Annotated in this window: 13 protein-coding genes; 5 read left to right on the top strand and 8 right to left on the bottom strand. The window is 65.4% G+C overall.

All coding sequences use genetic code 11. From position 1 onward, the window contains the following. Window positions 1-169: 169 nt before the first annotated feature. Window positions 170-601, bottom strand: coding sequence for a CatA-like O-acetyltransferase (locus Q319_RS0120330; protein ID WP_051655608.1), 432 nt, complete (start codon window positions 599-601; stop codon window positions 170-172). A gap of 111 nt (window positions 602-712) precedes the next feature. Here Q319_RS0120330 and Q319_RS0120325 point away from each other — a divergent pair, with 111 nt between their 5' ends. Next, the gene (locus Q319_RS0120325) at window positions 713-1,096 is read left to right on the top strand and encodes a hypothetical protein (RefSeq protein ID WP_029484261.1); all 384 of its coding nucleotides are present in this window, start codon (window positions 713-715) and stop codon (window positions 1,094-1,096) included. A 68-nt stretch (window positions 1,097-1,164) separates the two neighbouring features. On the opposite strand, the gene Q319_RS0120320 is transcribed toward Q319_RS0120325, so the two are convergent. Continuing rightward, window positions 1,165-2,109 (bottom strand): carbohydrate kinase family protein, encoded by a 945-nt coding sequence (locus Q319_RS0120320; RefSeq protein ID WP_029484260.1) that lies wholly within the window; start codon window positions 2,107-2,109, stop codon window positions 1,165-1,167. A 155-nt stretch (window positions 2,110-2,264) separates the two neighbouring features. Further along, on the bottom strand, window positions 2,265-3,143 hold the full coding sequence (gene rsmA, locus Q319_RS0120315; protein WP_029484259.1) for a 16S rRNA (adenine(1518)-N(6)/adenine(1519)-N(6))-dimethyltransferase RsmA: 879 nt from the start codon (window positions 3,141-3,143) through the stop codon (window positions 2,265-2,267). A gap of 250 nt (window positions 3,144-3,393) precedes the next feature. Between rsmA and Q319_RS0120310 the strand changes: the two genes are divergently transcribed. Further along, the gene (locus tag Q319_RS0120310; RefSeq protein WP_029484258.1) at window positions 3,394-4,176 is read left to right on the top strand and encodes a glucose 1-dehydrogenase; all 783 of its coding nucleotides are present in this window, start codon (window positions 3,394-3,396) and stop codon (window positions 4,174-4,176) included. A gap of 130 nt (window positions 4,177-4,306) precedes the next feature. Here Q319_RS0120310 and Q319_RS0120305 read toward each other — a convergent pair whose 3' ends face one another. Next, entirely contained in the window at window positions 4,307-4,684 is a 378-nt protein-coding gene (locus Q319_RS0120305; RefSeq protein WP_029484257.1) for a RidA family protein, read from the bottom strand. Window positions 4,685-4,967: 283 nt separating this feature from the next. Continuing rightward, entirely contained in the window at window positions 4,968-6,053 is a 1,086-nt protein-coding gene (locus tag Q319_RS0120300; RefSeq protein ID WP_051655607.1) for a PP2C family protein-serine/threonine phosphatase, read from the bottom strand. 336 nt (window positions 6,054-6,389) lie between these two features. Between Q319_RS0120300 and gatA the strand changes: the two genes are divergently transcribed. Beyond that, window positions 6,390-7,853, top strand: coding sequence for an Asp-tRNA(Asn)/Glu-tRNA(Gln) amidotransferase subunit GatA (gatA, locus tag Q319_RS0120295; protein ID WP_029484255.1), 1,464 nt, complete (start codon window positions 6,390-6,392; stop codon window positions 7,851-7,853). Window positions 7,854-7,995: 142 nt separating this feature from the next. Here gatA and truB read toward each other — a convergent pair whose 3' ends face one another. Further along, window positions 7,996-8,922: a tRNA pseudouridine(55) synthase TruB gene (gene truB / locus Q319_RS0120290; protein WP_029484254.1), complete on the bottom strand. Its 927-nt coding sequence runs from the start codon at window positions 8,920-8,922 to the stop codon at window positions 7,996-7,998. Between the two features lie 45 nt (window positions 8,923-8,967). Beyond that, entirely contained in the window at window positions 8,968-9,453 is a 486-nt protein-coding gene (locus Q319_RS0120285) for a hypothetical protein (RefSeq protein ID WP_156039491.1), read from the bottom strand. Window positions 9,454-9,635: 182 nt separating this feature from the next. Here Q319_RS0120285 and Q319_RS0120280 point away from each other — a divergent pair, with 182 nt between their 5' ends. Together Q319_RS0120280 and Q319_RS0120275 are read left to right on the top strand one after the other, a co-directional pair. Further along, window positions 9,636-10,019, top strand: coding sequence for a hypothetical protein (locus Q319_RS0120280; RefSeq protein WP_034416047.1), 384 nt, complete (start codon window positions 9,636-9,638; stop codon window positions 10,017-10,019). Beyond that, window positions 10,016-10,777: a pseudouridine synthase gene (locus tag Q319_RS0120275; RefSeq protein WP_029484251.1), complete on the top strand. Its 762-nt coding sequence runs from the start codon at window positions 10,016-10,018 to the stop codon at window positions 10,775-10,777. Before Q319_RS0120280 ends, Q319_RS0120275 begins: the two co-directional genes overlap by 4 nt. Before the next feature lie 80 nt (window positions 10,778-10,857). On the opposite strand, the gene Q319_RS0120270 is transcribed toward Q319_RS0120275, so the two are convergent. Next, window positions 10,858-11,141: IS5/IS1182 family transposase (locus tag Q319_RS0120270; RefSeq protein WP_029484250.1), on the bottom strand; the 284-nt coding region annotated here is incomplete at its 5' end.

Here is an 11,141-nt window from a genome sequence, read left to right as displayed (position 1 = left end):
CGGGCTTGGAAAGCCCGCTGGGGGATCGAAGTCATTCACCGCCTTGTTAAACAGAACTTGAGTTTCGGCCAGTGCCGTTACCGTGACATCCAGGCACACCGAAACTGGGCCTTTCTGGTGGTTCAAGCCTTTCATGCCGTCCTGGAGGTCAGAAAACGAGATCCCGAACTCACATGGCGTGCTGCACAGCATCTGGCGGCCCAAGAACACCGTAAGTTCGTCCTGACCGCACTTTTTCCTGGTTCACCACTGTTGGAGGCTGTTTGAGACGCAGTGTGGCGCAGGACTGGAAACTCTTGGTCCACAGGGCCGAGAAAGTCTCTGTCTCCGGGTGAAAGACCGTGTAGAGGGGCAAAACGCTGTCCCAGACGCCGGGCTGTTCTCCCTCGATCAAGCCCATCCGCAGGGCGGGCAGCCGGTTGACCACCGCGCAGATGCAGTAGATCAGGGCGGGGACGAAGGGCAGTCCCGCCTCTTTCAGACTGCTCTTGAACGCCGTCACGTCCACGGAAACGGTGACGTTGAAGGTACAGGGGTTCTGCCGGAAGTGCTGGTAAATCTGGCGGCGGGGCCAGACGGTCAGGTCAAGGGGACGCAGCATCGCTGCAATCTAGCGGGACCAGATCGGCCCACCCCGAGCCATTTTGCCGACCCCCCCGAATACGCCACAACGCTCAAGGCAACGTGAGGCCGGATTTGAGATAATGGCGGTATGAATACTCCCACTCCGCAACAGGCACTGACCGAATTCCTGTCCTGCTGGCAGAAGCGGGACTATTCCAGCATGTCGCGGCTGCTGCCCGTCCACGGCACGCCGCCCAGGAAGCAGACCGTCAAGGCCACCAAAGAGCTGTACGGCACCCAGAAACTGACCGATTTCAATCTGCTGGCCGCCCGCGATACGGACCCCGCCGCCACCAACCTGGACGTGGAAATGCACTACCGCGAGGCCGGGGAACTGGAGGTCAAGCGCTGGCGCTTCCGCATGGTCTATGTCAACGACGCCGGGCAGCCGATTCCGCGCAACCAGCCTTCGGGGAGCTGGAAGCCGTATATCACGCGCGTGCTGCCGGACCTCCCAGCGCTGCGGGCCTGAGCTGAGAGAGAAGGGAGGCACCGAGAAGATGTCGGTGCCTCTTTTTTTAATGCTTGTGAGGGGAACAACTATTTTTTCTTGGCCTTTGGAACGGCCACAGCCAGATCGGCGGCAGTGATCGGATGTTCCTGCGCGCCGAAGCCGGTGGCGGCCAGCGCTCCGGCGGCGTTCGCGGCGCGGGCACTCTCGGCCATGCTGCCCCCGGACAGGATCGCGTGGGCAAAGGTGGCGGTGAAGGTGTCGCCCGCGCCAGTGGAATCCACCACCGCGCCCTCGGGCGGCACGGCGTCCACCAGTTCGGTCTCGGTGGGGGTCCAGATGATGCTGCCCATCTTGCCCACCTTGACCACCACCTTCTGCGCCCCGGCCTCGCCCAGTTGCTTGAGGGCCGCGCTGATCGAACGGGTGCCCGTCAGCGCCTGCAACTCGTGCTGGTTGAGGGTCAGGTAATCCGAATTCAGCGCCTCTTCACGCAGTCCGGTGCCCACCTTGTTGACCGCCCCCGTGCCCAGATCGGTAAAGACGGGCACAGGTTTCTTGGCGCTGCGGGCGTACTCGACGGCCTGCAAGGTGAACTCGCGCTGCGGCCCCTCGATCAGGCTGTAGGCGTTGACGATCAGGGCGTCGCACGCCTCCACATCCTTTTTCTTCAATTTGGAGGGATCGAGCTGGCGGTTGGCCGCGCCGTCGCTGATCATGGTGCGCTGGCCGTCTGCCGTCTGCATCAGGGTGATGGTGCTGGTCAGGTGACTGGCGCTGCGCTGGATGGCGGCCTCATTCACGCCGCTCTCGCGCACGCGGCTCAGGGCGTATTCGGCAAAGGGATCGTCGCCCACACACGCGGCCAGCGTCACGGTGTGGCCCAGCCGGGCCAGTGTGACGGCAATGGTGCCGCCCGCGCCGCCGGGCTTCATGCTGGCGCGCAGGGGCGTGACCTCCTCGCCGGGTCTGGGCAGCTTGTTCAGGTGGTACAGGTGGTCAACGGTCACGTCGCCGATTACGTAGAACTTCAAGGGGAAACCTCCGGGGCGGACCCCGTATTGAGAATAGGTCGGTGGTGGAGCGGGGTGATGGTCACAGGGCCATTAAAAGACCGGGACATGAGAGGCGGGCGGCCCCGTCACGGAGGGGGTCAGGCAGACTGTTCACGGGCGTGGAAGCGTACCTGTTACCCTAGCACGCCCAGCCGCTGCGCCAATTCCCGCAGGGCGTCCAGCGGTACGTCCTCGGCACGCACGTCCGGGCGCAGGTTTCCTGCTTCCAACGCTGCGTCGATGGCCACCCCGTCCTGGCCGATCATCCGCAGGTTGTTCCGCAGCGTTTTGCGGCGGTGGGCCAGGGCTGCCTCCACAAATTTCAGCAGTGCGGGCGGCGGCGGTGGCCGCGAGCGGTCAAAGTCCAGTCGGATCACGCTGCTGGTCACGTCCGGGGCCGGAAAGAACGCCCCTTTCGGCACGTCGCGCACATGCTTGACCGTGCCGTACAGCGAGGCCAGAGCCGTGAGAAAGCCGTAGTTGTCCTCGCCGGGCCGGGAGGCCAGCCGCTGCCCCACTTCCTTCTGCACCAGCACGGTGGCCGACACGATGGCGGGCGCGTGCATGAAGCGCGACAGCAGCACCCCGGTGATGTAATACGGCAGGTTGGCGATCACGCGCGTGCCGGGGTGCAGCGAGGAATAGTCGAACTCCAGCGCGTCGCCCCAGACCACCTTCACGTCCAACCCTGCCAGCGTCTCGGCCAACACCGGGCGCAGTTTCTGGTCTTTTTCCAGCGCCGTGACCTGTGCGCCGCGCGTGGCCATCTCGCGGGTCAGGACGCCCAGGCCGGGGCCGACCTCCAGCACGGGTGTGCCCTGGGCCGGGCCGCCCGCCAGTCCGGCCTCGGCAATGGCGCGCAGGATGTTGCCGTCGATCAGGAAATTCTGGCCCAGGCTCTTGGTGGGTTTCAACCCGTGCTGGGTCAGCAGTTCCCGCACCCGTGCGGGGGAGTACAGCGGGGCGCTGGGGGTGGACGGTTCCGTGGTGGGGGAGGACAGATCATCGGGCATGGGAAAAATCTCCGTGGTGGGGGCCAGAGCAGATGGACTGTCGGGGCGCGTCAGTATACCCGCGCTGCGAACAGCGCCGCGTCGCGTGTTCGCGCCCTGCGCCTCGCACGGGGCTGGACGCCGTTTCTCACCCTTCCCATTCAGTTTCAGCGCGTGTCATCTCCAGTCTTGATGCTCCCTTGCCCATTCCGGTTTCTGGAAAACCTTCCGTTACAGTCGGGACACACTGGTTCTGCCAGTGGGAGGCAAGATGAACGGACAGGACATAACGAATCTTTTTGAGCTGGGCGGCAAGGTGGCTGTGGTAACCGGCGGCGGCAACGGCATTGGCCGCGCCTCCGCGCTGATGCTGGCGGGTGCGGGTGCGGCAGTGGCCGTGAGTGACCTGAAGCCAGACGACGCGCAGGCGGTGGCCGATGAGATCACGGCGGCGGGTGGCCGCGCCATCGCCGTGGCCTGCAACGTGACCGTGGACGCGGACCTGGTGAATCTGGTGGAGCGCACGGTGGCCGAACTGGGCGGCCTGCATATCCTGGTGAATAACGCCGGGGGCGGCGGTGCGGGACGCGAAAACCCCTTCAAGATCAGCGTGGAAGACTTCGCGCGGGTCTTTGAACTCAACGTCTTCAGCGCGTGGCGGCTGTGCCAACTGTGCGTGCCGCAGATGAAGGACGCGGGCTACGGCTCGGTCATCAACATCACCTCGATGGCCAGCATCAACCGCAGCCCTAGCATCAGCGCCTACGCGTCCTCCAAGGCGGCGCTGAACCATATGACGGCCAATCTGGCGATGGACTTTGGCCCGGAAGTGCGCGTCAATGCTGTCGGCCCCGGCGCGACGCGCACCCACGCCCTGTCCACCGTCCTGACCCCCGAGATTGAGGCGCAGATGCTGGCCCACACGCCCATCAAGCGCCTGGGCGAGCCGGAGGACATCGCTGGGGCGGTGCTGTATTTTGCCGCGCCGATTTCGGGCTGGGTCAGTGGGCAGACGCTATTCGTCAATGGTGGCGGTGTTCAGACGCTGGAGTAGCATGAGTTGGATCGGGGGTGCGGCCTTCCCGTCGCCCCCGCCTACAGGGTCACACAAAGCCCCCTCTGCCTTCACAGGAGAGGGGCTATTTTCTGTCGCAGGAGGTTTGGATCTCTATTTCTGATTGGTATCAGTGCAGTTCGGCCAGAACCTCGATTTCCACGCGCACGTCGCGGGGCAGCCGGGCCACCTGGACGGTGCTGCGGGCCGGGGCGGGGGCCGTGAAATGGCGCTCGTAAACGGCGTTCATGTCGGCGAATTCGTTCATATCGGCCAGGAACACGGTGGTCTTGACCACCCGCTCCAGATCGGTGCCCGCAGCCCGCAGCACAGCGCGCAGGTTCTGCATGACCTGCTCGGTCTGCTCGGTGATGCCGCCCTCCACCAGTTGGCCGCCGGGGGTCAGCGGAATCTGACCGCTGGTGACCACCAGATTGCCGAAAACGACGGCCTGGCTGTAGGGGCCGATGGCGGCGGGGGCGTCGGCGGTCTGGACAATGTCTTTCATGCCCCGAGCATAGCGGTCCGTGGGTCAGGGCGCGAGACCTTTTGCTGAAGCCGTCGCAGTGTCATACGGAATCTAATTGAATCGTTTGCAAAAACGATGGAAATCCGAGCGGGAGGAATAGCGTCCTCCCTTCGGGCTGTGCCAGTCATGGGCGTCTGTTCATGACGAGAGCGAGAATGAGGGAAGCGGGTTCCGGGCGTGGAGTTGGCAAACTAATGCTTTCCCAGTTTGAGGGCGTTACAGCCGGCAGTCCGTATCAGGTGTGCGGGGGCCGATTCCGTATTCAGGTGTCCTGGGTGGAATGCTGGGACTTGGGTGTGGACGGGGGCCGGGCAGGCACGCTCCTGGCAGGTTCAAGGACGGCGCTGGGGCGGCCCAACTGACCGCTGGCCCGGCGGATCAGGGCCAGCCGCTGAACCAGCAGAATCCCGGCCAGCAGCGCGGTGCCGAAGACGGCGATCAACATGCGCTGGCCGGGCAGCAGGATCACGCCCAGCAGCGTGAAATAGGCCAGCATCAGCAGCAGGTAGGTGTTGAGGCTGTTGCCCCGCTGCGCGCCGAGAAGCGCGTCCACGTAATCGGGACCGCTGTTCTGGGGGACAGGGAGGTCGTAGCTGGGCAGGTGCTGGTCCTGCTGGATGTCGATTACCAGCGCCGTGATGTTGTCCGGGCCGCCCGCGTCGTTGGCGGCGTCGATCAGGCAGCGCACCACGGACTCTGGCACCAGTGGACGGGCCAGCAGTTCCAGCAGTTCGTTGTCGGCCACCACGCTGCTCAGGCCGTCGCTGCACAGCAGCACCCGGTCCCCGGCGCACAGCCGCAGCCCGAACAGTTCCAGCCGCACCCGTTCCTCGCCGCCCAGCGCGTTGCTGACCACGCTGCGCCACTGGTGGTCCCTGGCCTCTTCCTCGGTCAGGTGGCCCAGCCGCACCTGTTCGCTGACCCAGGAATGGTCCTCGGTCAGGCGGTGCAGTTCGCTGCCGCGCAGCAGGTAGGCGCGTGAATCGCCGACGTGGGCGATCATCAGCGCGCCCCGGTCGATCAGCGCGGCAATCAGGGTGGTGCCCATGCCCATATACTCGCCGACGGCGTGGCGCAGCACGGACACGTTGGCCGCCTGCACGGCTTCGGCCAGTCTTGCGGGCGGCGAGACGCGGCTGGTCAGGTAATGGCTGCTCAGGGCCTCCAGCGCCAGCGTGGCCGCGAGTTCCCCGGCGGCGTGTCCCCCCATGCCGTCGGCCACCGCAAAAAGGCCGCCCTGGGGTAGATCGAGCGCCAGGGCGGCGTCCTGATTGACCCCACCGCGCCGCTGACGACCCACATCCGTCAGCAGGCCGTATGACCAGTTGGGCGCTCCCGCAGCCTGCATGCGGACACTATATGTCACCCACACTTACGTAACTCTATAAAACATCTCATGTTGCTGGTGAAATGCTGTTTCCAGCAGTTTTCCAGGTCCAGACACTGGATCTTTAACGAATATTGCCGGGGGAAAAGATCATTCTGGTTCCCTCTGACAGAGGAAGACACAGGCTCATGAGCGTCGGTGGCGTGCTGATGTGTCGGCCCTCTGGCCCGCAGCGACATGCCGGATCGCCCCTGCCCCGGTCACGGCTGGGCAGCCACGTTTGCAGAGGTCTGCGGCGGGGCAAAACTCCCGGTGACGGCACTTTCCCGTGACCCCGGCCCGGTACACTGGCGCGGTATGCCGCTGCCGTCCACTGATCCCCACTCCGCCGCCGAACTCGTCCGCACCGTGCAGGCGGGTGAAACCACCGTTGCCGCCCTGCTGGACGCTGCACTTGCCCGTACTGAGGCGGCCAGTGGGCTGAACGCCCTGATCAGTCTGAATGACCACGCGGGTGAACAGGCGGCGGCAGTGCAGGCGCGTGTGTCAGCGGGCGAAATCCTGCCGCTGGCTGGCCTGCCAGTCATCGTCAAGGACAACCTCAACCTGACGGGCACGCGCACCACCTGCGGCAGCCGGATGCTGGAACAGTACGTCAGCCCGTACACCGCCACTGCCGTGCAGCGCCTGCTGGACGCGGGCGCGGTAGTCGTGGGCAAGGCCAACATGGACGAATTTGCGATGGGCAGCTCCGGCGAGAGCAGCGCGTTTGGCCCGACGCTGAATCCCTGGGACACCTCGCGCGTGACCGGTGGCACCAGCAGCGGTAGCGCGGCAGTGGTGGCAGCGGGTCTGGTGCCGGTCAGTCTGGGCAGCGACACGGGCGGCTCGGTGCGCCAGCCTGCGGCGCTGTGCGGGGTGTACGGTCTCAAGCCCACCTACGGGCGGGTCAGCCGCTACGGCCTGGTGGCCCACGCCAGCAGTCTGGACCAGATCGGCCCGCTGGCCCGCAGCGCCGCCGATCTGGCCCTGCTGATGAACGTCATCGTCGGACACGATGGACGCGACGCCACCAGTCTGGACGCGCCGCCCGCCTTCGCCGCCGGAACGCCCGAAGACCTGCGCGGCCTGCGCGTGGGCGTGATCACCGAGAGTCTGGGCGGCAATACGACTGGGGTCAGCGCCGTGCTGAACGCCACCCTGGACGCCCTGCGCAGTGCGGGCGCAAGCGTGGGCGAGGTCAGCCTGCCCGCATTGAGGCACGCCATCGCCACCTATTACCTGATCTCCATGCCCGAGGCCAGCAGCAATCTGGCCCGCTACGACGGCATGGTCTACGGCAGCCGCGAACCAGGGGGCGACGTGCTGGGCAGCATGACCCGCACCCGTGAACGCGGTTTCGGGCGCGAGGTCCAGCGCCGCATCATGATCGGCACCTACGCCCTCAGCAGCGGCTACTACGACGCCTATTACAGCAAGGCCACCCGTGTACGCAGGTTGATCGCCGATGAATTCAGCGCCGCTTTTGCGGACTTTGACGTGCTGGTCACGCCCACCAGTCCATTCCCAGCCTTCCGCCTGGGTGAGAAGATGAACGATCCGCTGACCATGTACGCTGCCGACGTGGACACCGTGGCGGTCAACCTCGCGGGCCTGCCTGCCCTGAGTGTCCCCGCCGGATTTGAGGACGTGGACGGTAAGCGGTTGCCCGTGGGTATTCAGTTCATCGCTCCCGCCTTGCAGGACGAGTTGCTGGTCAGGTTCGCGGGTGGACTGGAAGGGATTGGTGCGGTGCGGGCGGAAGTGGCTCCGGGTCTATAGCCTGTGATGTTTCCCCTCGCCCCTTGTGGGACTGGCACAGCTCGGCACGAGGGAGGGAGGAGCCGCGTAGCGGCGGAGGGTGAGGGGGCCACCGGGCAGGCCAAGCCTCAAATAAGTTGCTCAGGCTGTTTCTGAACCCTGCTTATGCCCACACCCGCACCACCTTCAACTGTTCCCCGTCCCCGTCCACCACGGCCACCAGTTCGCCCCCCAGCGTGACCACATGCCGCCCGACTTCCGGGCGCTGGGGGCGTTTGCCCTGGCGCAGTTCGCGGGCCATCCCCTCGTCGGCTTCAATGCACGGAAAGTCCAGTGCGTTCAGATCGCTCAGGCCAGTAGCTGCCTCTAAATTCTCAAGTTGCACGGCGTCCGCGAGGCTGTAGCGTCCCACCCGCGTCCGCACCAGACCCGAGAGGTGGGCGGGCAGGCCCAGAGATGCGCCCACATCCCGCGCCAGCGAGCGCAGGTAGGTGCCGCTGCCCACGCTGGCGCGCACCAGCAGGGTGGGAAACTCGCCCAGCGCTTCCGGTAGGGGAAAGGTCAGCCCCGTTGCGGCAGGATTCCAGCCTTGCGGGTGAAAGGTACGCGGCGCGTCCTGCACGCGGTCATAGACGCCCAGCAGTTCCAGCGAGTGGATCATCACATCCCGCGCAGGCAGGTCCAGTTCTCCCCCGGCCCGCGCCACGGCGTAGGCCCGCACGCCGCCCACCTGAATGGCGCTGTACTGCGGGGGAATCTGTTTCTGTGCGCCAGTGAAGGTGGCGAGGACGGCGCGTATCTCGGCTTCGTCCAGCGGTGGAACGTCTTCCGTCTCGTCCACTGGTCCCTCGGCATCCAGCGTCGGCGTTCCCGCGCTCAGACTGATCCACGCCAGATAGTCCTTGCTGTCGGCCTCCATGAACTGCACCACCTTGGTGCTGCCCTCCACCGCCAGCACCAGCACCCCCGTTGCCAGCGGGTCCAGCGTCCCAGTGTGGCCCACCCGCTTGGTCTTGCGGGCGCGGCGGGCGCGGTTCACCACGTCGTGCGAGGTCAGGTGCAGGGGTTTGTCAACGGCAATCACGGGCATGGGGCAGATGGTAGAGCGTGGGGCCACCCTATAGAGCGTGCGCCGTCAGCGTTTTGGGGCCGGGGCGTGAATTCGCAACATGAAATTCAGAGGATCGTCAGGATTTCCCGGAACGTACAGGGCCGCCAGCAGCTCATCCTTGCCGAAGGTGCGTTTCCGCGTCCAAACCGCCAGTTGAGAGCGCCCCGGACGGCCAGAAGTGAGGTTCTGACGCACGAAACCAGCATCGGCCAGCGCTTTCTGCAAAGCGGGCTGCGAATAGAACACTTCAATATCGTTCCACCCTTTCCCTTCATCCATCAGCGCAAAATCCCCGACATCCAGCGGTCCGTAACTCGGCTCAAGCTGGTTGCGTGCGCCCATGATTGCCAGACCAACGCGGGTTTCATAGCTGCCGTTGTATTTGCCCTCCACGGCGAAGGGCGGCAGCGGTAGGCGGTCCAGCGTGACCGGAGCCGGTCCGCAGCCCACCGTGGCCGTGAGCAGCACGGCGCTCCAGACCAAACCGCCCATAGACTTGACCTGTCTCATGGCCTGATCTTATGTCTCTTGGAAAGGGTATGCCCTGACTCCTGCCTTCCCATCCGGCCACGGCGCAAAGGTGGACTGCGCGAAGCGTTCCATTCGTCCCATGCGCTATCCATACGTCGCACGCGTGAGAAACGCCGCCTCTCACCCACATCCTGCCGTACCCAACCCCTAAACTGGCGGGCGTGCTGCGTGCCTCGTTCTGGTTGACCGCCCTGCTGTTCATTCCGCTGGGGCTGCTGTTGTATTTTCTGCCGCCGTCTCTGGCGGCCACGCTGGGGGTTTCACCGCTGTGGCTGCCGCGTGTGGCGGGCGGGTTGCTGCTGGCCTGGGGCGCGTTTCAGGTGGCCGCAGGTTTCGCGCCAGATGCAGTCAGGGTGGGTGGGCTGGCCGGGGGCAACCTGCTGACCGTGGCCGCCCTGCTGCCCGCTGCCGTGCGCGGCGACGCCTTGCCCCCCGCCATGAGGACGCTGATGCTGGCGCTGTCGGCGCTGCTGCTGCTGCTGGCGGTGGTGGCCCTGCTGGCCGTACCGTCCCGCCGCAGCCCGTCCGTTAAGGTGGAGCAATGAGCGCTGAGAGATTGCAAAAGCGGCTGGCCCGTGCCGGAGTCGCCTCCCGCCGCGCCGCCGAGGAACTGATCAAGGCCGGGCGCGTGCAGGTTAACGGCGTCGTCGCAACGCTGGGGCAAACCGTCACGGACGCCGACGATATTCGCCTGGACGGCCAGTTGCTGGACACCGGGGCGGTGCAGAAGGTCACCTATGCGCTGTACAAGCCGCGCGGCTACGTGACCACCGCCAGCGACGAGTACGGGCGCAAGAACGTGCTGGACGCCATGCCGAATATTCCTGGCCTGCATCCCATCGGGCGGCTGGACCGGGATTCGGAAGGGTTGCTCCTGCTGACCACCGACGGCGATCTGACCCTGAACCTGACCCACCCGCGCTACGGCCACGAGAAGGCGTACCGTGCCTGGACCCACGGCGAGGAGCCTCCCACCCAGGACGAGCTGGACCAACTGGTGGCGGGCGTAATGCTGGAAGACGGTCTGGCCACCGCCATCACCGCCACCCCGGCCAGCGACGGCGCGTTCATCACGCTGGGCGAGGGCCGTAAGCGTCAGGTGCGCCGGATGCTGGAAGCCATCGGCCACCCGGTGGGCCGCCTGATGCGTTACCGCGTGGGCGGCTACTGGCTGGGCGACATGGATGTGGGCGAATACGGCGAACTGAGCGAGCGCGACTTGCAGGGCCTGCTGGACCCGCAGACTATTCCGGCGCATGTCTGGGAAGGCAAGTGGGAACTCATGGGACGGCGCTGGGGGTGAGGGGCGGTCAAACCGTCTAACAGTCCAGCGGTCTAATAGTCAACAGAAGCGCGGCGCTGCCAGTTCGGCTAAGAGCGTGTTTATAAAGGTTCGACGGATGGGTCGAGGCGACGGAGCATCAGGCGAATGTTGGCGAGATAGCACCAGGAAGCGGAAGTATGGCAGCGGCCTTCATAGTCCCGGCTCAGCCGACGTGAGCGCGTCAACCACGCCAATGAGCGTTCCACCACCCAGCGACGGGGCAGCACCTGAAACCCTGTGGCCCTGTCACTGCGTTTGATGATTTCCAATGTCCAGCCCAGTGTTTCCAGCGTCCAGGTGACCAGCTTGCCCAGATAACCACCATCGGCCCAGACATGACGGA

Source organism: Deinococcus marmoris DSM 12784, assembly GCF_000701405.1.
Lineage (GTDB): Bacteria > Deinococcota > Deinococci > Deinococcales > Deinococcaceae > Deinococcus > Deinococcus marmoris.
This window is presented reverse-complemented; position numbering and strand designations above follow the sequence as displayed.